This is a genomic window from Rhodococcus sp. WB9, assembly GCF_007558985.1.
Lineage (GTDB): Bacteria > Actinomycetota > Actinomycetes > Mycobacteriales > Mycobacteriaceae > Rhodococcus_F > Rhodococcus_F opacus.
This window is the reverse complement of the sequence record NZ_CP041769.1, coordinates 1331382-1354852: the sequence shown is the minus strand read 5'-3', so window position 1 is coordinate 1354852 and position 23471 is coordinate 1331382. Positions and strand designations below refer to the sequence as shown.

The following is a 23471-nucleotide window of genomic DNA, read 5'->3' as shown; positions in this document are numbered from 1 at the left end:
TATGGCCAAGCTCACAGAATCCCTCCAACGTCTGACAGGCGACCGTCGCGCAACGGTCGATGCGGTCACCGCTGCACCCACACCGCTGCAGCCGATCGACCTCACCGACGACGCGGTGGTCGCCGAAGTACTCGACCTCGCCGTGCGAGTCGGTGAAGTGCTCCTTGCGTCCGGCACCGGTGCGATGGACACCGCCGAGCAGGTGCAGTTCATCGCCGCCACGTACGGCCTCGCCCAGTGCGATGTGGATGTCACGTACAACTCCATCGTGCTGTCCGCGTACCGTGGGCCGACCCTCCCGCCGGCAAGCACGATGCGGATAGTGCACTACCGCTCGATGGACTTCACCCGCCTCGCGGCGGTGGACCGGCTCACGCGGCGGATCCGCCGGGAGGCCGTCACCCCCAGCGAGGCGCACGAGGCCCTGACCGCAGTCACCACGGCGCCGCACCCGTACAACCGCTGGATCGCGACGCTCGCCTGGGCGTCCATGGCCGCGTCGGTCTCCGTGTTGATGGGTGGTGGGGTGCTGGTCGCATCGGTCGCCTTCCTGACGACGATGGTGATCTACCGGGTCAACCGCGTCCTCAACCGCATCGGTCTGCCGTTCTTCTTCCAGCAGGTGGCGGGCGGTCTGGTGGCGGCGACCCCGGCGGCGACGCTGTACACGTTCCAGGATCAGCTGGGTGTCGAGATCAGACCCTCACAGATCATTTCGGCCGGTGTGGTGGTGCTGTTGTCCGGGTTGTCGCTGGTCGGTTCCGTGCAGGACGCCATCACCGGAGCACCGATCACCGCGGCGGCGCGATTCTTCGAAGTGGTCATGATGACCGGCGGCATCATCGCCGGTGTGGCCATCTCGTTGCGTCTGACCGGCGTGCTGGGTTCGACCCTGCCACCCGTCAACGTCGAGATCACGGAACTCGTGCAGCTACCCGTCCTGGTGATGTCGGGCGCTTTCGCGTCGATGTTCTATGCACTGGCCTGCTACGCCGAGCAGCGTGCCCTCACGGCCGCGTGGTTCGGTGGCGCGGCCGGCGCCCTGGTCTACATGGTGGCGCACCAGTTCGGCATCGGCCCCATCATCGGTTCGGCACTCGCGGCCACGGTGGTCGGTTTCGCCGGTGGTCTGATGGCCCGCCGCGCGCTCACGCCGCCGCTGGTCGTCGTGGTGGCGGGTATCACGCCACTGCTGCCGGGTCTGTCTCTGTATCGGGGCTTGTACGCCCTGCTCAACAACGAGGTGGTGATCGGACTCAGCTCGCTGCTGGCGGCGTTCGGTATCGGTTGCGCGCTCGCGGCGGGCGTCACGCTGGGCGAGTGGATCGCCCGGACCCTGCGGAGGCCGCGCATCCTGCGTCGCACAGACGACATCCGCCGCCCCGTCTTCAAGACGAGGCGGCGGAAGTCGGTCGAAACACACACACAGAAGGCGGCCTGAGGCAGTTTCAGGCGACCGCCTCTCGGCCGTCTGCCGGGTACGACCGCCGGTGTCTCACCGGACGGTCGTCCCGGCACATCGTCGCCGAAACGCGGCGCCGGGGAGGTCAGCTCTTGTCGACGCTGTGCCGTCCGCCCGACTTCTCGTCGGCCTCCATGGCCTCACGCAGGCTCTTCGGCCGCATGTCGGTCCAGTTTTTCTCCACGTACTCGAGGCACGCGGCCCGGCTTTCCTCGCCGAAAACTACGCGCCAGCCTGCCGGCACCTCAGAGAACGTGGGCCACAGTGAGTGCTGGTCCTCATCGTTCACCAGCACGTAGAAGCGGCCTTCTTCGTCATCGAATGGATTGGTGCTCATCTCGCCTCGCTTGTCGCATACGTGTCCTGTGCGTTCACACTAGCAAGCGTGCCGTTGCGGCCACGCCTTGTTACGACAGATGTAACGATCTCTCCCGCCCGCACGGCAACGTTCGACAGGAGCGACGACGTGATTCCGTGCGTTTTCTCCGTGCCGCCCTGCAGATAGATTCCCGCTGTGACGTCCGGTGAAACCGCCAATCTGTAATCTCGGCCCACGTCGCGCGGCGGGTGGGTTTTCGGCGCGAGATCGCCGAGCAGAGGCTCGAGAGGTGCGGGGGTGAAACCGGTGGCCAGAATCAGTGCGTCGCAAGCGAGAGTGTCGGTGAGGCCGTCCACACCGCTGCGGACAGCCACCTCGATTCCGTCCGAAGTCTCGTCGACGGCAATGATCTCCGACGCGCGACGCATGAACAGGCGGCGACGCCCACGAACGCGTTCCTGGTATTCGGTCGCGTAGAGCTCGTTGATGAGCTCGATGTCGACCACCGAATAGTTAGTACTCCTATGGACATCCAGCAATCGCAGACGCTCCGCCTCCGGGGCACCGTGCAGATCGTCCACCGCGTCCGGATCGAAGATGCGGTTGGCGTACGGACTGTCGTCGGCCGGGCTGTACCCGTACCGCGAGAAGACGCTGTGGACTTCGGCTTCGGGGTAGTTTCCGTGCAGGTACTGCACGATCTCGGCGGCACTCTGGCCTGCCCCGAGGACGACGAACCGATGGTGGACCGGGGCCGGCATCTCACCGAGCCGGAACAGGAACTGGTGGTTGTGGAAGCATCGCGCAGAGGGGTTGGCCCACTCGGGGATTCGTTCCCGCAGACCGGCGCCCATCACGACGTTGCGCGCGATCACCGTGCTGCCGTCGGCGGCGCGGACCTCGAAACGGTCGATCACCCCGTCGTCGCCGCGGATTCCGCGCACGGTCTCCACCGCGGTGCCGTATCGCACGTCGGCGTCCACTCGGCGTGCCGCCCACTGCAGGTAGTCGTGAAACTCGTGACGAGTCGGGAAGAAGGTCTGGTGATTGACGAAGTCGACGAGGCGACCCTGATCGAAAAGGTAATTGAAGAAGGTGAACGCGCTACGCGGATTCCGGAACGTCACCAGGTCCTTCGGAAACGCGATCTGCATCGTCGCGCCGTCGAGAAGCATCCCGGGATGCCAGCCGAATCGATCCTGCTTCTCGAAGAACTGCGCGCTGATCCGCTCGCGCGGGGGGCACTCCGCATTGTGTTCCTCGATGGCAATGGCCAGGGCGAGGTTAGCGGGACCGAATCCGACACCCACGACATCTCGCACTGGGAGATCTGTACCGACCGTTTCCGGCGATTCACTCATAGCTCGTTGTCCGTCCTCGACGCCGCGCCGCACCCGACCCAGCCGCCGTCCGCCTTCCGAAAAGATAGTGAAGCCTATCCTTATTTCCAGCACAGTACCAAGTACTTCCGGCCCTCGCGGCGGCGAACTCCGCCCCGGAACTGCGATCTGGATCACTCTCGCTCATCGGGATCCTTCCGCCCACACGGTGACCAGCGACGACAACTCCGACGCCCAGCCACGAACCGTCTCGGCGTCCAGCACATCCGAGGAGAACGAGAAATACGCGTGGACAGGTCCGTCGCCGATCGGCTCGTAGAAACTCAGCGTCAGGTCCGAATCCGGAACACCCACCGGCACCGGCATCAACCCACCCAGCGCGTCGAGATGACCGAGCCTGGCCTGCTCGTGATGAACGAGCATGATCTGCGGACGCAGCACCGCGGTCTCACCGACCGCCGCCACGACGTCGGCGAACGCCACATCCTGGTTGTCCAGCGCGTCGAGATTCGCGGTACGGACACGCCGCAGCAACTCCACGGGATCGGGACCACCGCTCGTATCCGTTCGCAACAGAACGATATTGAAGAAACAGCCGACCAGCGCGTCCAGCGCGTCCTCCGTGCGTCCCGCGACGAGAGACCCCAGCGGAATGTCCGTGCCCGCGCCGTGCCGTGTCAGCACGGTGGCGAGTGCGGCCTGCAACACCATGAACAGGCTGGTGCCCGTCTCGCTCGCGAACTTCCGGGCCGCGCTGTGGAGTTCCGCGTCGATCTCGACCGGCACGATCTCCGCCGTCCGCGATCCGCGCCCGGCCGGGGCGGGCAGGTCGAGCCGGGACGGCATGCCGTCCAGCGTCGCCCGCCAGTAGTCGAGCTGACGCGACCGACGGCTGCCCGGGTCCTCGGGATCGCCGACGAGCGCCTGCGACCACACGACGTAGTCGGCGTATCCGACGGGCAGCGGTTCCCACGCAGGTTCCTCGCCGTGCGAGCGCGCGGCGTACGCGCCCATCAGATCACCGAGCAACGGCACCACGGACCACTCGTCGACGGCGATGTAGTGCATCGCGAGGAGCAACACCTGGGTGCTGTCGGCGCCGGTCACGAGATGCACCCGGAGCGGTGCGTGCTCGGTGAGATCGAGGGGTTCCTGCGCCAATTCGAAGACGGTGCGGTGCACGTCCCCGTCCCCGACGTCGACGAGTTCGAGGGCGGGCCGCACCGCTTCCTGCGCGATGACGGTGTCCCCGGCCTCCACGTACACGGTCCGCAGCGGTTCGTGCCGGGACGTGACGTCGTCGAGAGCCTGCGCCAGGATCTCGACATCGACGGTGTCGCGAAGCTGCAGCGACAATGCGTGACTGGCCCGCGCCTCGGCGCCGGCCGCCCGGAACTGCTTCCAGAACCGGCGTTGCGGCCCGGACAGCGGCAGCGCCTCCGGTCTCGGGTCCGCTGCCGTCAGCACCGGCCTGCCGGTGGACGAGGCCCCCGCGACGAGTGCGGCGAGTTCGGCCACCGTGGAATTGTCGAACACCTCCCGGATACCGATGTCGACGGCGAACCGCCCGCGGATCCGTCCCACCACCCGCATCGACGCCATGGAGTTGCCGCCGAGGTCGAAGAAGTTGTCGTGGATGCCCACCGACGGCAGATGCAGGATGTCGGCGAACACTGCGGCGATCTCCTTCTGCTCCGACGTCTGCGGGGCGCCGTCCCCGGTCAGGGCCGACCAGTCCGGCAGCGGAAGCGCCTTGCGGTCGAGTTTGCCGTTGGGCGTCAACGGGAGATCGCCGTCCAGCACGACCACGAGAGTCGGCACCATGTAGTCGGGCAACCGCGCGGCGGCGTGTTCCCGCACCGCCTGCGGATCGATCTGCCCGGCTCCGTGACCGTCGGCCGGTGTCACATAGCCCACGAGCCGGACGATGTCGCCGGACCGGTCCGCGACGACCGCCGACTGCTTCACCACCGGATGGCTTCCGAGGGCCGCGATGATCTCGCCGAGTTCGATGCGGAATCCGCGGATCTTCACCTGGTCGTCGACGCGTCCGAGGAAGTCGATGTTGCCGTCGGCCCGCCAGCGCGCCCGGTCACCGGTCCGGTACATCCGGGTGCCCGCGTCGCCGAAGGGGCTGGGCACGAACCGTACCGACGTGAGGTCGGGCCGGCCGAGGTAGCCGCGGGCCAGTCCGCGTCCCGCGATGTACAACTCGCCCGCCACTCCCGGCGGTACCGGCTGCAGGCGGTCGTCGAGGACGTACGCCTGCTCGTTGGGATCGGGGATGCCGATCGGCACGGCCGAGTTCCATCCGGGTTGCGCCTGCCACAGCGTGTTGTTGACGGTGGCCTCGGTGAGGCCGTACGCGGCCAGCAGGTTGAGCCGTTCCGCCCAGCGTCCGATCAGTTCCGGCGGCACGGTCTCGGTGCCCACCAGCACGGTGCAGCCCTCGGGGACGTCACACCCCGACGGCAACGCCGCCAGCAGTGACGGCGGAATGATCGCGTGCGTCACGGCGTGTGCGGCCATGAAGTCGGTGAGTTCCGGTCCGGCGACGCGGGACTCGTCGGGCACGATCACCAGGCGGGATCCCGTGCACAGTGCCATCGACAACTCGAAGACCGCGACGTCGAATCCGATCGACGCGAACTGCATCACCACCGAACCGGGGACGAGCTTCATCCGCTGTTCGGCGGTCGCGACGAGGCTGGGGATCCCGTCGTGAGTGAGGATCGCGCCCTTGGGTTTACCGGTGGAGCCCGACGTGTAGATGACGTACGCGGCGTGGTCCAAGCCCTGCGGGGGCTGCGGCACCTGCGGGCCGGGGCCGGTCTCGAGTTCCGCGACGACGGACGCGTCGTCGAGGAGAACGCGAGCGAGGCTGCCGACGTCCGCGATGCGCGGGCTCTCCCCCACCGTGGTCACCAGCACCCGCGCGGCGGAGTCGGCGAGCATGTAGGAGATGCGGTCGGACGGGTGGTTCAGGTCGAGCGGAAGGTATGCGGCCCCGAGTTTCAGCACCCCGAGCACGACCGAAACCATCTGCGCCGACCTCGGGACCGCGAGTCCCACAACGTCTTCGGCGCAGACGCCGCGGCGATGCAGCAGTGCGGCGATTCGGTCGGCGCGAACACTCAGTTCCGCGTAGGTAACCTCGCCCTCGCCCTCGCCGTCGCCGTCGACGACGGCCACGGCGTCCGGGGTCGCGGCCACGTGGCGGGCGAATGCCTCGTAGAACGTCTCCTCCGCCACCGGCTGTGCGGTGTCGTTGAACCCGCGCACCACGAGTTCGCGTTCGTCGCCGAGGAACACGTCGAGGTCGCCGACCGTGCGACCCGAGTCCGACGCGAGGGCGTCCAGCACCACGACCTGCCTGCGCGCGATCTTCTCCGCGGTGGCCCGGTCGAACTGGTCGGAGCCGTATTCGAGGCGCAGCTCGACCCGGTCGTCGTCGAGGTACTCGGTGAAGTTGAACACCAGGTCGAACTTGGCGGTGCGTTCCTCGAACGCCACCGGGGCGAGGGCCAGTCCGGGTGCGAACGCCGAATCGGACGTCCGGCTGTGGTAGCCGACCATCACCTGGAACAGCGGGTTCCGGGCCAGGGTCCGCGCCGGATTCACCTTCTCCACGACGGTTTCGAAAGGGACGTCCGCATGCGAGAACGCCGCCAGGTCGGTGTCTCGGACCCGTGCCAGCAGCTGGTCGAACGTGGGGTTGCCGGACACGTCCGTCCGCAGCACCACGGTGTTGACGAAGAATCCGATCAGGTCGTCGAGACCCTGTTCGCTGCGACCGGCGACCGGCGTGCCGATCGGCAGGTCGTCGCCCGCACCGAGACGGTGCAGCAACGCCGCCGACGCCGCGTGCAGCACCATGAACATGCTGGTTCCCGACGTCCGCGCGAGCGCACGCAGGGCCCGTGTCGTCGCGGCGTCGAGCGTCGTCTCGATCGCGCCACCGGCGAAGCTGGGCCGCGCGGGCCGGGTGCGGTCGGTGGGGAGCACCAACTCCTCCGGCGCACCGTCGAGAGTCGTCGCCCAGTAGTCGAGTTGACGGCTGACGAGGCTGGACGGGTCCTGCGGATCACCCAGAACGTCGCGCTGCCACAGCGTGTAGTCGGCGTACTGCACGTCGAGCGGCTCCCACGCCGGCGCCGAACCCTGCGCGCGAGCGGCGTACGCCGTCATCAGGTCCCGCAGGAACGGGCGGTCCGACCATTCGTCGGTGGCGATGTGGTGCAGCACGATGGCCAGCACCTGTTCGTCCGCGACCCGGATGAGGCTCGCGCGCACCGGGATCTCCGTGGCCAGGTCGAACGGGCGGCCGATGGTCTCGGTGACGAGCCGGACCAGGTCGGCCTCGGTGCCGTCCACCACCGCGACGTCGGGGCGGGCGTCGTCCAGGATCACCTGCACCGGTTCACCGTCGTGCTCCCCGAAGACTGTTCGCAGCGATTCGTGCCGCGACACGACGTCGGTCAGCGCCTGCTCGAACAACCCGGGGTCCAGTGCAGCCTGCAGTCGCAGGACGATCGGGAAGTTGTACGCGACGGCGGGGCCCGCCCCATCCCGAACCGAGGCGCCTTCCATCTGCTGGAGGAGCCAGAGGCGTTGTTGCGCAGCGGAGAGCGGTAGATGCTCGGGCCGTGGCCGGGCCACCAGCACCGGACGTGTCGAACCGGTGTCGTCGCCGATCCGGGCGGCGAGTTCGGCGACCGTCGGTGCCTCGAACAGGTCGCGCATGGTGAGGTCGGTGTCGAGTGCGGCCCGTGCCCTGCTGATCAGCCTGGTGGCCAGCAGCGAGTGACCGCCGAGGTCGAAGAAGTCGTCGTCGACCCCGGAGGCGGGGACGCCGAGGATCTCCCCGAACAAGGCGGACAGCACCCGTTCGGTGTCGGTGCGCGGTTCCGTGCGCGCGCCGCCGCTGCGGCCGAGCACGTCGTCCGCCGACGGCAGAGCCTTGACGTCGAGCTTGCCGTTGACCGTCATCGGCAGGCTGTCGACCTCGATGACCGCGGCGGGCACCATGTAGTCCGGCAACGTTGCGCGCAGCGCCTGTGAGTACTTTTCAACGTCCCGCGGTTGACAAGTACTCACGACGGCGTAGCCGACGAGCCGCTTGAAGCCACCCGGGCCCGAATCGACGACGACGGCAGCCTGACGCACGTCGTCCAGAGCTTCGAGCGCGGACGCGATTTCGCCGAGTTCCACCCGGTGACCGCGGATCTTCACTTGGTCGTCCGTGCGGCCGAGGAAGTCGAGATTCCCGTCCTCACGTCTCCGGACGAGATCGCCCGTCCGATACATACGTACGGATTCCCGGAACGGGTCGGCGACGAACCGCTCCGCCGTCAGCGCGAACCGGTCGAGGTAGCCGCGCGCCAACCCGACCCCGGAGATGTACAGCTCACCGGGAACGCCGTCCGGGACCGGACGCAACCAGGCGTCCAGCACGTAGGCGGACGTATTCCAGATCGGGGTGCCGACGGTGGGTGTCGCGCTGTCGGCGGTACCCGCGCCGAGGGTGTTGATCGTGTACTCGGTGGGACCGTACAGGTTGTACCCGACCGTTCCGTCCGTGTCGCGCAACCGGTTCCACACCGAATCCGGTACTGCCTCGCCGCCGAGGAGCACCAGCGGCGGCCGGTGCCGCCCCGGACCGTCGTCGAGCAGACCCTCCTCGACGAGGTGCTGGGCGTACGTCGGCGTCACGTTGACGACGTCGATCGCGTGGGTGTCGCAGTAGGCCACGAGCGCCTCGGCGTCACGCCGCAGATTCTCGTCGCAGATGTGGACCTCGTGGCCTTCGACCAGCCACAGCAGTTCCTCCCACGACATGTCGAACGCGAACGACACGGTGTGCGCGATGCGCAGTCGCCGGCCGCCCGCAGCGGTCACGACGGGTTCGAAGATCGCCTCACGATGGTTGAACTGCATGTTGGTCAGGCCGCGGTACGGGGTGACGACGCCCTTCGGCTTGCCCGTGGACCCGGACGTGTAGATGACGTACGCCGGATGGTCCAGGCGCCCGGGGGTTCCGGGCGCGAATCCGCCGAGTTCGGCCTCCGACAGCGGTCCGGACGCGACCGCGCCGACGTCCAGCGTGTCGACGGCCAGCGTGTCGACCGTCGCAGCGGCGAGCGTTCCGGCGACGTCCGACGTGGTGACCAGGACCGTCGGACGCGCGTCGTCGAGCATCGCGACGAGGCGCTCGGCGGGGTGGTCCAGTTCGAGCGGCAGATACGCGGATCCGGTGCGCAGCACGGCGAACAGCGCGACCACCATCTCCACCGACCGCGGCAGCGCGAGTGCGACGATCCGCTCCGGGCCCGCGCCGCGGCCCAGCAAGAGCCGGGCCATTTGGTTCACGTCGGCGTCGAGTTCGGCGTAACTCACGGTGCGGTCCCCGAACACCAGGGCCGTCTCGTCCGGTCGGAGTCGGGCCGCGTCGGCGAACAGATCGGCGATAGTCGTGTCGGGCAGAGCCTTCCGTTCGAACGGCGCGGGCGTTGCGGCACCGGCGATTCCGCCGACCACACCCGACAGGTCGGTGGACCACTCCTCGAGCACGGTCAGGTACCGCGACAGCATACGTTCGACCCGCGACTCCGAGATCTTCTCGGGGTGGAACTCGAACTTCACCTTCACGCTCGCGCCCGGCGTCACGACGACCGTGACCGGGTAGTGCGTGTGATCGATGCTGTCGCCGCCGCTGATGTCGTGCGCCGCATCGAGCGCCGCCACCTGCTTCTCGTCCACGAAGTTCTGCAGCACGTACAGCACGTCGAACAGCTGCCGGTGCTCGGAGACCCGCTGGATGGAGGCGAGCCCGAGGTAGTCGTACGGGGTCAGCGCCAACCTCTCCGACTGGATTCGCCGGAGCAGGTCGGCGACGGTCTCGCCGGCGCGCAGCGTCGTCCGGACGGGGACGGTGTTGAGGAACATTCCCGCCACCGCGTCGATGCCCGGGACCTCCGGTGGGCGTCCAGCCACGGTGGTGCCGAACACCAGGTCCCGGCGTCCGGTCTCGATTCCGAGCACGACGGCCAGCGCGGCGTTCAGCACCGCGTTGAACGTGACACCGGCACCGCGGGCACCGGCACGGAGCCGTTCGCTCAGCTCCTCGGACAGCACGGCGTCGCGGCGCTGCGGTGGCTGCGGCTCCCCCGGCACCGTCGCGGCGAGGAGGGTCGCTTCGTCGAGTCCGCGGAGCGCCTCGGTCCACGCCGACTGTGCGGCGTCCGCATCCTGCGCGGCCAGCCACCGCAGATAGTCCTCGAACGTGCCCTCGGGGGCACCGAACCCGGAGTCGTCGCCACTCGATTCGTAGAGGGCGAGCAGCTGACTGACGACGAGGCCGTTGGACCATCCGTCCCACAGCAGGAACTGCCGGTTGATCACCAGTCGGTCGTGGGAGTCGCCGAGCCGCAGCACCATTGCCCGCCACAGCGGCGGGGAGGTGAGGTCGAACGGGGTCAGCCGGTCCTGCGCGGTCAGTTGTTCGGCGTAGGACGCGCGTTCGGGCTCGTCGAGTTCCCGGAGGTCGAACTCGGCGACGGGCACGTCCAGGCCGGCGCCGAAGAACTGCACCGGCGCAGGCAGCCCTGCACTGATGAACCCCGCTCGCAGCGTGGGATTGCGTCGCTGCAGTGTGCGCAGCGCGGCGGCGAGCCTGTCGGTGTCGAGGCGGTGCGCGAAGTCGAGTGAGAACTGTGCCGTGTAGATGTCGGCGCCGGAGTCGAACCCGGCCTGGAAGTAGAGGCCCTCCTGCAACGGCGACAGCGGCAGCACCGTGTCGACCCCACTCGGGCTCGCCTCGACGATACGGTCGATCTCCTCCTGCGTCAGCGTCACGAGGGGAAGGTCGGACGGTGTGAGTATCGCCGGTCCGTCGTGCTCTCCTGCGGCGTCCGCCAGTTCACGAAGCGCGGACACCCAGCCGTCGCTCAACGCGACGACGTCGGCCTCGCTCAGGTCGGCGTCCGACCAGGCGAAGACGGCCTGCAGTTGGGTGCCCCGCTCGGACTCCTCGCACAGGGCGTTGATCACCAGCCGGTACGGGCCACCGAGATCGGCATCGGGATCGGTTGCCAGAGAGTCGGATTCGATCGCGGGCGTCCAGGGTCCGGGCACCGCGTGCGACATGCGGCCCAGGTAGTTGAACAGCACCTGCGATTCCGCCCGTGCCGCCAGAAGACCCGCGGTGCGCGCGTTGACGTACCGCAGCATGCCGTAGCCGATACCGCCGTCGGGGGCGCCGCGCAGCTGCTCCTTGACGTCCCCGAGCGTCTCGAGTGCGCCCGTCCGGCTGCGCAGCCGGACGGGGGTGACGTTGGTGATCCAGCCGACGGTCCGGGAGAGGTCCACACCCTCGGCGAGTTCTTCGCGGCCGTGCCGCTCGAGGTCCACCAGCAGGTCGTTCTCGCGTCCACGGCCGGCGAACCACCGGTCCGCCGACAGTCGTAGCGCTGCGAGCAACACATCGGTGACCTCGGCGCCGACCACGGCGGGAACGGTGGTCAGCAACGCTGTCGTGAGTTGCGGGTCCAGGAGGACCGTCCGCCGTGCGCCGCTGCTCACGACCGCGTGCCCGTCGGTGCCGGCCACCAGGTCGGCACCGGGTTCGGTGACGCGCAGCCAGTGGTCGAGTTCGGCGAGCCGGGCGGGGTCCTGCGCCTGCTCGGTGACGATGCGGGCGAATCCGCGCAGCGACGTGGGCACCGGGTCGAGCGCGGCGTCCTGGCCGCTGTCGGCCGCCACCCACGCCATGGCGAGGTCCTCGATCAGCGTCCGCCACGACACCCCGTCGATCACCAGATGGTGTGCGACGAGGAGGAGCCTGCCCAGCTCCTGCGGGCCGGCGTCGAACCACACCGCCGACAGCATGGTGCCGTCGTCGGGGTCGAGCCGATCGGTGGCGGCGTCGGATTCTGCTGCGACGGTTTCGCGCAGCGCGGCGGCGTCGAGTCCGGTGACGTCGACACGACGCAGTTCCAGGTCGGCGGATTCGGTGATCTCGAGCGACCACACACCCGGCGCGTGCCGGGTGAGCTTCTGCCGCAGGCCGTCGTGGTGACCGATCACCGAGTGCAGGGCGGCCGTCAGGACGGTGGTGCTGGTTCCCGCCGGTGTGTGGAGCAGAACGGCCTGGTTGAAGCGGTTCTTTCCGCCACTCCATTCGGACAGCCGATGGACCACCGGCAGCGGCGGCAGGACACCGGTGCCCGACTCCTCCACGCGCGGGGCCGACGCGACGACGGTGGCCGCGACCAGCCGCGCGAGCGCGGCCGGCGTCCGCTGTTCGAAGATCTGCCGCGGGGTGACGGTGATTCCCTCCCGGCGAGCGAGATTCACCAGGCGGATGGCGAGGATGCTGTCGCCGCCGAGCGCGAAGAAGTCGTCGTCCACCCCGACGGTCCCGAGACCGAGAACCTCGGCGTAGTGGGCGGCCAGCACCCCCGCCGGTCCGCTGTCCACGACCGGCGCGGACGTCGCCTGCGCGGAGAAGTCCGGCACGGGAAGGGCTGTGCGGTCCAGCTTCCCGCTGGGGCCGACGGGGAACTCGGGCACGGTCACGAACGTGACGGGCACCATGAACTCCGGCAGGGCCGCAGTCAGGCGCGCACGGACGTCGTCGACGTCGGCGTCCCCGACGACGTACCCGACCAGTTGCTGCTGACCGGGCCGGTCCGAGCGCACGACGGCGGCAGCCTGCCGCACTCCGGGGCAGGCGGCCATCTGGGCTTCGATCTCGCCCAGTTCGATGCGGAAGCCGCGCAACTTCACCTGATCGTCGACCCGGCCGAGGTATTCGACCGCACCGTCGGCGTTGACCCGGGCGACGTCACCGGTGCGGTACATGCGGGACCCGGTGTGGGAGAACGGGTCGGCGACGAAGCGCTCGGCGCTCAACCCGGGCCTGCCCAGGTAGCCTCGGGCCAGCTGTGGCCCCGACAGATACAGCTCACCGGCCGCGCCCGCGGGCACCGGCTGCAGGTACCGATCGAGCACGTAGAGACCGGTGTTGGACGTGGGGAGGCCGATCGGCACGGACGGTGCGGACGCGTCGATTCCCTGCACCGACGCGGCGTAGCTGACGTCCACCGACGCCTCGGTCGGACCGTAGAGGTTGTCGAGTTCCACTCCCGGCAGGAGTTCGGCGACGCGCCGCGCGGATGCCACGGGAAGCGCCTCGCCACTGCACGAGATGATCCGCAGCTCGGTGCACCGGGCTGCGGCGGGCTCGGCGAGGAACACCTCGAGCATCGAGGGCACGAAATGCACACGCGTGATCGACTGCCGGACGATGACGTCGGCGAGGTACGCCGGGTCCTTGTGGCCGTCCGGCCGCGCCAGTACGAGGGTCGCCCCGGCGAGGAGCGGTCCGAAGAACTCCAGCACCGACACGTCGAAGCTGGACGGCGTCTTCTGGAACACGTTGTCCGTAGCGGTGATCGGACGGAACCGCTGAACCCACAACAGACGGTTGACGATGCCGGCGTGCGGCACGACGACCCCCTTGGGCCGTCCCGTCGAGCCCGACGTGTAGATCACGTAGGCGGGGTGCTGGGGCACGAGCGCGACACCGGTCAGCGGCTCGGGTGCGTACCGGTCGGCGTCCGACACCCGGACCTGCGGAACATCGGACCCGGAGAACGGCACGGTGCCGTCGGTGAGGACGCACACCGGTTCCGCGTCCTCCAGCATGAACGCCAGCCGGTCGGCGGGGTAACCGGTGTCGAGTGGAACGTAGGCGCCGCCCGCCTTCCCGACCGCGAGGAGCGCGACCATCAGTTCCAGCGAACGGGGCAGTGCCACCGCCACCTTCGACTCGGGTGTCACCCCGCGGTCGACGAGCAGCCGGGCGAGGCGGTTCGCGCGCGCGTGCAGTTCGGCGTAGGTGAGGTGTTCGTCCTCGAACACGACGGCCACCGCGTCGGGTGTCCGGGCGGCCTGCTCCTCGAGCAGCGCCGTCACCGTCGTCTCGGGGAACTCCGCCTCGACGTCGCGCAGTGCCGCGTCGATCGGCTCACGCGACGCCAGCACGACGGAAGACACGTTCTGGTCGACGTCCCGGATCAGCTCCGCGAGATACGCCACCGTCGACTCCGCGAATCGGGTCGCGGTCGCCGCATCGATGCGGGCGGCGTCGTATTTCAGCTCGAGCGTCAGCGCGTCACCGGGCACGACGATCAGCGTCATCGGGTACGGCGGGTGCTCGTCGAACCGGATGCCGGTCAACTGCACCGCACCGGTGGGATCCGCCACCGCGCCGTCGCCGAGCGGATAGTTCTCGAACACGACGAGCGTCTCGAACAGGTCCTGCAGTCCCGCTTCCCGGCGCAGCTCGGGCAGGCCCAGGTACTGGTGGTCGAGCAGCGTCGACTGCTCCTGCTGCCACCGGGCGAGGGTCTCGGCCACCGTGTCGGTCGGCCGGTATCGCAGCCGGGTGGGCACGGTGTTGATGAACAGGCCCACCATGGTCTCGATACCGGGCAGGTCGCCGCCGCGGCCCGACACCGTCGAACCGAACACCACGTCCTCCCGGCCGGTGAGGCGACCGAGGACCAGACCCCACGTGCCGTGCACGAGCGTGCTGAGCGTCAATCCGCGGGCCCGGCCCACCGCGGACAGCGCGACGGTGGCGTCCGACGGCAGTGTCGCCCGGACACTGTGTATCCCGGACTCTCCCTTCGACGACGGCTTCGGAAGTTCCACCGGTTCGGGGGCATCGGCGAGCGCCTCCCGCCACACGGCGAGCGAGGCCCGACGGTCGCGCGCATCCAGCCATTCGAGGTAGCTCCGGTACGGCGTGGGCGTCGGCAGCGCCAGCGGCTTCCCCTCGACGCTGTAGAGGGCCATCAATTCCCGCAGCATCACCGGCACCGACCACCCGTCGGCGACGATGTGGTGAATCGACTGCAGCAGAAGAAACTTTTGGTGTTTCACCTGCGCGAGCGTGTAGCGCAGCAGGGGGCCGCGACCGAAGTCGAAGCCCCGGGCCCGATCTGCCGCCAGCACCTGTTCCACGCGCTGCTCCGGATCCGCGACGCCGGTCAGATCGAGCACCTCCATCGGCACCTGGACGTTCTCGCCGACCACCTGCACGACCCTGCCGTCCGAGAGCGCCCGCACTCCGACGCGGAGGGCAGCGTGCCGGTCGACGACCGCCTGCAGCCCACGGTGCAACGCCGCCGCGTCGACGGGCCCGGTCAGTTCGATCACCTGCTGCACCACGTACGGGTCCGTGCCCGTGTCCTCGAATGCCGACTGGAAGTAGATGCCCTCCTGCAGCGGTGTCAACGGAAGTACGTCGGCCGCCCCCGCCAGCGCGTCCACGTCCGGCTGTGTCAGCGACACCAGTGGGAAGTCCGACGGCGTGCGACCGCCGAGACGGTCGACTCCGGCCAGCACCCGCAACACCGCGGTCCACTCGTCGGCGAGCGCGAGGACGGCGTCACGGGTGAGCACACCGGGCGCCCACGTCAATGTCGTGCGCAGGACTGGGCCGTCGGCGCCGTCCTCGGCGATCACGTCGAACGCCAAGGCGTGTCCGAGGGGCATCCGCGGATCGTCCGCGCCGCCCATCGCTCGGGGCAGCCAGTCGACGCCCTCCGCGGACGTCACCCGACCGAGATAGTTGAACAGCACCTGCGGGGTCGGCGCGTTCGCGAGTTCCGGCTTCGGGACACCGAGGTAGCGCAGCGCGCCGTAGCCGAACCCGGAATCCGGGATGCGGCGCAACTGCTCCTTCACCGCCTTCAGCGCGTCGGCGATTCCCGCCTCGTCCGCCGCTGCGCCGGGGTCGAGCACCACCGGGTAGACGGTGGTGAACCAGCCGACGGTCCGGGAGAGGTCGAGGGCGGGTCCGTCGCTGCGGCGAACGAGGTCTTCCTCGCGTCCGTGCCCCTCGAGATCGAGGAGCACGGGGCCCGGCTCTCCGTCTCGCCACCTCTGCAGCGCCACCGCGGCCCCGGTGAGGAGCGCGTCGTTGACGTGGCCGTGGAACGCTGCGGGCACGGTGGAGAGCAGCGGCCGGGTGAACTCCGGAGGCAATGTCACCGTGAGGGTTTCGGCGTCGCCGGCGAGGTCGAGGGCGGGATCGAGCGCACGCGACCCGAGGAGCGGGTCTTCCGTGGTCGCCGCGTCCGCCCAGAAGGACAGTTCGTGGTCGAAGGCACCCGACCGCGTCTGCTCGTCGAGCAGCTCGGACCAGCGGCGCAGCGACGTTCCGACCGGAGCGAGTTCGGGAACGCCGCCCGCCGCCACCGCTGATCCCGCGCGGGCGAGGTCTTCGAGGATGATGCGCCAGGACACCCCGTCGACCACCAGGTGGTGTCCGATCAGCAGCAACCGGCCGGGACCGTCGGACGCGACGAAGAGGACGGCCTGCACCATCGTGCCCGCATCCGGGTCGAGCCTTCCGACAGCCGCCCGTGTCTCGATGTCGAGTTGGTCCGCGCTGCCGTCGAATTCGACCACCCGCAGGATTCCGTCGACCACCGCCGGGGACGGTTCCGGCACGGACAGCATCCAGCGGTCACCGCGGACGAGGGTCGCGCGCAGGGCGTCGTGCCGCGCGAGAACCGCGGCGAGCGCCGCAGTCGCGGCGTGCTCGTCGAGGGCGGCGGGAATCCGCACGAGCACCGACTGGTGGAACGCGGCGATCTCGCCGCCCCGCTCAGCGGTGCGGGCGACGATCGGGGTGCTGCGGACGTCACCGATTGCGACGTCGTCGGAGTCCACGGCGGCCGCGGTCCGGCCGTCCTGGACCCGGGCGAGCGCCTCGGCGGTACGGAGCTGGAAGATCTCCCGCGGGCTGATCGAAAGACCTTCCCGCCGAGCGTGGTTGACCAGCTGGATCGCGACGATGCTGTCGCCACCCAACGCGAAGAAGTCGTCGGTGACACCCACCGACTTCACCCCGAGAACACCCGCCATCAGCGCACACAGGGTTTCCTCGGCGGCGGTGCGGGGCGCGACGTTCTCGCCGGCCGCGCCGAGGTCCGGCTCGGGTAGTGCACGCCGGTCCAATTTTCCGTTGGGGGTGAGCGGGAACCGATCGAGGACGACGAACGCCGACGGCACCATGTACTCCGGCAGCTTCGACGACGCCCAGACCCGCAGTTCGGCGACGTCCGGTACCGTATCCTGCTTCGGCACCACGTAGGCCGCGAGATACTTTGCCCCCGAGGGCGTCTCCCGCACGACGACCGCACTGTGCCGGACGTCGGGATGGGACACGATGCCCACCTCGACGTCCTCGAGTTCGAGTCGCATGCCCCGGATCTTCACCTGATTGTCCGCGCGGCCGAGGAAGTCGAGGGACCCGTCCGGCGCCCACCGCGCGAGGTCACCTGTTCGATACAACCGGGAGCCGTCGTTAGCGAACGGGTTGGCGACGAAGCGGGACGCCGTGAGCCCCGGAGCGTCCACGTAACCGCGGCCGAGAAGGAATCCGCCGGCGTACAGCTCACCGCCGGTGCCGAGCGGCACCGGGTTCAGGTGTTCGTCCAGCACATACAGCTGCGTGTTGGGGTTCGGACGGCCGATCGACGTCGCGATCCGCTCGGAGTCCTCCCGATAGATCACGTGCGACACCCCGATCGTCGCCTCCGCGGGGCCGTAGCCGTGGTACAGCGTGATGGCGAGCTGCGATCGGAACCTTTCGAACAGGCGCGGAGTGAGAACCTCACCGCCGCACCACACATGCTTCAGCGCCGCCAGCCGATCCGTACCCCGTGACAAATCGAGTAGCACGTCCAGCATCGACGACACGAGATAGACGAACGTCACCGACTCGCCGGCGATCAGGTCCAGCAGATACTGCGGGTCCCGTTCCCCACCGGGTTCGGCCACCACCAGCCGGCCACCCGCCACCAGGGGCAGCAGGATCTCGTTCACGGAGATGTCGAACGACAGTGGCGCCTTGAACAGCGACGCGTCCGAGGGTCCGAAGCCCAGGATCTGGTCGCGTTGCCACAGCAGCCGCGCGCAGACGGCCTCGTGACGGATCATGGCGCCCTTGGGCCTGCCCGTCGAACCCGACGTGAAGATGACATACGCCAGCCGCGAACCCTGCACGGTCACTGCGGGCGGCTCGGTGGACTGGTCGGCGTGCGCCCACGCCGCGAGGTCGACCGGCACGGCCCGCTCCCCCGCGTCGGTGACTCCGCCGGGTCCGGTGAGAACGAGCGCCGCCCCGGCGTCCGCGAGGACCGAGGTCCGGCGGTCCTCCGGCCACGACGGGTCGAGGGGCACGAACGCCCCACCCGAGCACATGACGGCGAGCAGCCCGATCACCATCTCTGCCGACCTCGGAAGACCCACCGCCACCGCTGTTTCCGCCTCGACACCGCGGGCGCGCAGGTGGTGGGACAGCTGCGCCACGCGTTCCCCGAGTTCCCGGTAGGTGAGCCGGATGTCGCCGGCGATCAGGGCCTCGGCATCCGGTGTCCGCGACACCTGAGCATGGAACAGGTCGGGAACAGTCACCGATTCCTGTGGGGACGCCGTGTCGTTGAACTCCACCAGCAACTGCCTGCGCTCGGCCTCGGTCATCGGATCGAGCGACGCGATGGGCTGCGACGGGTCGGCGACGAACTGCCCGACGAAGTGCTCGAGCCTGCGGCGATGCGCCTCGAGCTCGGCGCCGAGACCGGCCGGGGCCCGGAGGTCGATCTGGATGGGCTCCGAATCCTGCCCACCGCGGATGGAGAAATCGAGGTCGCGGACCGGTCCGGTGGCCGAACCCCGCACCCACGCCGGGAAACCGCCGAACGTCAGCGAGTGCTCGAACATCATGGAATTGATTCCGGGACCGAAGATCTGACGGTCCGGATCGATCGACCGCAGATCGCGGGCGAGGTCCTCGCCGCGATAGCGCCCGTGCCGCAGCACCGAGATCAGCGTCGTGTCGATGCGGGTGGCGAGTTCGCCCACGGTCATCTCGGGATCCACCTGCACCCGGAGCGGCAGGATCGTCGAGCACATACCCGGGATGCGGCGCAGCTCGCGTCCGACCCGCGCCGTCATCGGCAGCGACAAGGTGAGGTCGCGGCGGCCGGTGAACCGGTGGATGTACGCCACGACCGCGGCGAGCGGCAGCCGGGTGCGCCTGATCCCGGCGTCGGAGGCGAAGGTGTAGATCGCGTCGGCGTCGTCCCCGTCGATCTCGACGAGGGCGGAGATCGGCGACCCGGAGTGGTCGACGACCTGCGGGAGCAGCCGAGGCGGCTCCGGGGCGTCGATCACCTGCTGGATCCAGAAGTCGCGGTCGGACTCGAAGCGCGCCGACGCACGGTAGTCGCGGTCGGACGTCACGAGAGTGTCGAGGGGCCACGGCGCCGTGGACGTCTCGAGTTCCGGGTGCTCGTATCGATCGACGACGTCGGCCACGAGGAGGGTGATGCCGTATCCGTCGATGAGGCTGTGGTGGTAGCGCTGATACCAGATCACCGACTCGTCCCCGGTGCGCAGCAGGGCGTGCCGGAACAACGGTTCGCCGCAGTCGATGTCGACCACGGTCTCCATGTCGCGATCCATCCACGCGCGCGCACTCGCTTCGGGATCCTCGTCGCCGCGCAGGTCCACGACATCGAGGGTCCACTGGCCCGGAGCCGTCGGCACCTGCAGCAGTTCGGTGTCGGCGCCTCGCTCGAAACGCACGTGCAGGGCTTCGGCTCGTTCGACGGTCTTCCGGATCGCCGCGGAGGTACGGTCCAGGTCGATCCGGCCCGCGACCTCGACGACGAGCGAGAGGTTGTAGACCGGGCTGCCCGGGTTCAACTGCTGCCCGACCCACACCTCGGACTGCGCGGCCGTCACCGGCAACGCGACAGACGTCGAACTGACGCGAGCCGAGTGAGAAGTGCCCTCAGCCGAAGTGCGCTGTGGGCGAGCAGCCGCCGAGTGGTCCGGAGACATGGGTGATCCGATCGTCCGTCGAGAGCGCCCGTCCAACGACGGGCACCCGAAGGAGTTTAGGTTAGGCTACCCACTAGCAACAAGCCGGTTGCCGGCAAGTTGACAGGCGCGGGTTATCACAGCGGTAATTCGTGTTCAATCACCACGAACGCGTGTCCCTCGCACCGCCGACAGCTTTTACCGCACCGAAGCGGTCCCGGCGTCGAGTTCGGCCGTGTAAACATACCGCTCGTTCGCGGCGTTGGCACACGAGCGGCGGCGTCGACACCCAGGGGCAGCCGCCCAGCAACCTACTGGTGCCAGACCGCGGTGTTCCCACCTCGACGCTTCGCTGCGTAGAGGGCGGTGTCCGCATGATGGAGCAGTTCGTCGACCGTGAGAGCCGACGTGCTGCGCGCCATCCCCACGCTGATCGTCACGACGAGGAGTTCGTCGCCGACGTCGATCGGCGTCGTGATCGACGCAAGCATCCGGGTGACCACGTCGTCGACGTCGAGTTCGTCGTTGTCGGGCAGGATGGCGACGAACTCGTCGCCGCCGAGCCTGCCGACCGCGGACGGAGCGCGCATCGCGTGGCGCAAATGCTCGGACACCCCCTGCAGGATGCGATCACCGACGCGATGCCCCCGGGTGTCGTTGACGTCCTTGAACCCGTCGACGTCGAGGAACAACGCGACCGCAGGCCCCGCACCGGGCTCGAACAGGCGCTGCAGGTGCTCGGTGATGGCGGCGCGATTGAGCAGTCCGGTGAGACTGTCGTGCGTGGCCTCGTGCAGAAGAAGGGCGTGTGCCTCAGCCGCCTGCTGTTGGGCGGTGACTTCCGCGGTGACATTCCGGAAATGCACGACCAGTGCGCCGGAATCGGCCGCCGCGGTCACCTCGATCGTCATACCGGGCGAGTACAGCGAGTCCACCCGGGTCTGCTGCTCCCGGCCGGTGGCGAGGACCTTGCGGCACAGCGCGTCGAAGTAGCTGCCGCGCGTTTCGGGAAGTACCTCGGTGACGACACGGCCGAGTAGTTCGTCCCGCGACCGCCGCACATGCCGCAGGCAGCCGGAGTTGACGTAGATGATCCGAAGGTCCCCGTCGAGCGCCAAGAACCCCAAGCCCACCCGATCGAGCAACGACGCGAGCTGCGCGTCCCGGCCGGCAACGTGCCCGAGTTCGATGACCACTCCCGTCAGCTCGACAGGGGCACCGGACGCATCGGTGGTGACGTCGATGCTGCGGGTGAGGATGTACCGGGTCGACCGATCTGCCAGCACGATGCGGAACACACACTCCGCGCCGACGGACCCGGCGGTGTCACCGAACATGCGGCGCACCGTTCCGATGTCTTCGGAATGGACCCGCTCCCGCCACCATTCGAGCGGTGGCCGGGAACCGTCGTCCTCGAAGATGGCGGCGGCCTTCTCATCCCACCATAAGGACCCGTTCACGATGTCGTACCGGACGATGCCCACCCCGAGACGCGGAATACCCAACGCCATCAGAACCTCGCCGTCACCGTGATCGCCCCCAACCGCTCGGAACTGTCAGTTGGCGAGGAACTCGAGCAGCACCTTGTTCACCACTTCGGGCTGTTCGAGGTAGCCGTAGTGCCCCACGTCGGGGATCTCGTAGTACCGAGCAGACGGGATGGCCTCGGCCACCTCACGCGACAGATACGGCGGAATCATCCTGTCGTCGGCGAAACCGATGGACAGGCACGACGTCGTGATCGCCCGGTAGGCCTGCCTGCGATCGAAGCTGCGGTCCATCTCCATCTGCGCGCGCACGCCGTCCGACGTCCGGCCGCCGCTGAACTCGAACAGGTCGAGCCAGTCGCGGGCCGTGTGCGGGTCGACGAGCGAGGCGGGCGACAGATTCATCACGGCAGTCACCGCGGCCCGGTACTTGGCCGGGAGTTCGACACCACTGTCGTGCAGGGCGCGCTCGCCTTCGGTGAGGGTCTGCTGGAAGTAGTCCATGCGGGCGTGACCGGCGAGGAACGCCGCCTTGTGCACGAGGTCGGGCCGGGTCAGGGCCAGTTCCTGCGCGACACGGGCACCCATCGAGGTGCCGACGACACGCGCCGGTCCGCCGCCGAGGTGCTCGATCAGTCCCGCGGTGTCGGCGACGAGATCGTCCATGGTGATCCCGCCGAGGCTCTCACCGGACGGCGCGATGCCCCGGTTGTCGAACGTGCAGACGCGGTAGCCGGCCTCGATGAGCGCAGGGGTCTGATGCAGATCCCACACCCGTCCCGGACTTCCGGTTCCCATGATGAGCACCACTAAATCGCCGGATCCCTTGACCTGGTAATTCAGGGGGATCCCGTTGATCGTGGCGATCGTCATGTTGCCTTCCTTCCATGGGCGGTCTCACCGAATTAGATTGGATAGCCTAAGCTGGCTTCGCTGCCGCTCGCATGCGGCGCTGACCGACAAGCTCGTCCAGGAGGACCGCGTTGAGAGTCGCCACACTCGGATATCAAACCTGGGGTCACCGTACCCTGCAGGCCCTGCTCCAGTCCGACCATGAGGTCGTCCTCGCGATCACCCACCCCAAGAGCGACCACGTCTACGAACAGATGTGGGCGGACTCCGTCGCCGACCTGGCCACCGAGCACGGGGTGCCCGTGCACATCGCCACCAAGCCGGACGAAAACTTCAAGGCCGCGCTGAAGCAGGCCGACCCCGACATCGTCGTCGCCAACAACTGGCGCACCTGGCTGCCACGGGACGTCTTCGACTCTCCCCGCTACGGCACCCTCAACATCCACGACTCGCTCCTGCCCAAGTACACAGGATTCTCCCCGCTCATCTGGGCGCTCATCAACGGTGAAGAAGAAGTAGGCCTCACCGCGCACCTGATGGACGAGGAACTCGACGCCGGCGACATCGTTTTGCAGAGGTCGACGCCCGTCGGGCCGTCGGACACCGTCACCGATCTGTTCCACCGCACCGTCGACATGATCGGCCCGATCACCCTCGACGCACTCGAGCTGATCACGTCCGGTCGCACGGACTGGACGCCGCAGGACCGCTCGCAGGCCACGTTCTTCCACAAGCGTGCCCCCGAGGACAGCCTCATCGACTGGACGTGGTCCGCCGACGCGATCGAACGGCTCGTCCGCGCGCAGTCCGACCCATACCCGAACGCCTTCACCCATTACAAGGGACAGCGTGTCCGGGTTCTGAAGGCCGCCGTGTCCGAAGGAAATTACGGTGGAACGCCCGGGCGTGTCTTCATCCACGAAGGCGACGGAATGGTCATCGTCGCCGGACCCGACGCTCGCACGGGCCGGAACAAGGGCCTCAAGATCCAGCGCGTCCGGCTCGACGACGGCACCGAACTCGCCGGAACCGACTTCTTCCCCCACGGCGGCGGCTACCTCAGCTGACGCCCGTGCGCCTTTCTGGTAGCGGGGGCTACCAAAAAG

7 protein-coding genes are annotated in these 23471 nt (G+C 68.7%); 2 read left to right on the top strand and 5 right to left on the bottom strand.

The window, feature by feature from the left end; translation table 11 throughout:
* Position 1 precedes the first annotated feature (1 nt).
* Entirely contained in the window at positions 2-1441 is a 1440-nt protein-coding gene (locus FND50_RS06435; protein ID WP_005262864.1) for a threonine/serine exporter ThrE family protein, read from the top strand.
* 106 nt (positions 1442-1547) lie between these two features.
* Here the strand turns inward: FND50_RS06435 and FND50_RS06430 are convergent, their stop codons facing one another.
* From FND50_RS06430 to FND50_RS06410, 5 genes are all read right to left on the bottom strand, one after another.
* The gene (locus tag FND50_RS06430) at positions 1548-1799 is read right to left on the bottom strand and encodes an MbtH family protein (RefSeq protein ID WP_005244517.1); all 252 of its coding nucleotides are present in this window, start codon (positions 1797-1799) and stop codon (positions 1548-1550) included.
* Positions 1796-3142 carry a lysine N(6)-hydroxylase/L-ornithine N(5)-oxygenase family protein gene (locus FND50_RS06425; RefSeq protein WP_144285177.1) on the bottom strand — a complete coding sequence of 449 codons (1347 nt, stop codon included), beginning with the start codon at positions 3140-3142 and terminating at the stop codon, positions 1796-1798. Before FND50_RS06425 ends, FND50_RS06430 begins: the two co-directional genes overlap by 4 nt.
* Positions 3143-3304: 162 nt before the next feature.
* Positions 3305-20047, bottom strand: coding sequence for a non-ribosomal peptide synthetase (locus tag FND50_RS06420; protein ID WP_144285176.1), 16743 nt, complete (start codon positions 20045-20047; stop codon positions 3305-3307).
* 290 nt (positions 20048-20337) lie between these two features.
* Positions 20338-21537, bottom strand: coding sequence for a sensor domain-containing diguanylate cyclase (locus FND50_RS06415; protein WP_144285175.1), 1200 nt, complete (start codon positions 21535-21537; stop codon positions 20338-20340).
* A gap of 45 nt (positions 21538-21582) precedes the next feature.
* Entirely contained in the window at positions 21583-22386 is an 804-nt protein-coding gene (locus FND50_RS06410) for an alpha/beta fold hydrolase (RefSeq protein ID WP_144285174.1), read from the bottom strand.
* A gap of 110 nt (positions 22387-22496) precedes the next feature.
* Here FND50_RS06410 and FND50_RS06405 point away from each other — a divergent pair, with 110 nt between their 5' ends.
* Positions 22497-23432, top strand: a complete 936-nt coding sequence (locus FND50_RS06405) for a methionyl-tRNA formyltransferase (protein WP_144285173.1) — start codon at positions 22497-22499, stop codon at positions 23430-23432.
* Positions 23433-23471 lie beyond the last annotated feature (39 nt).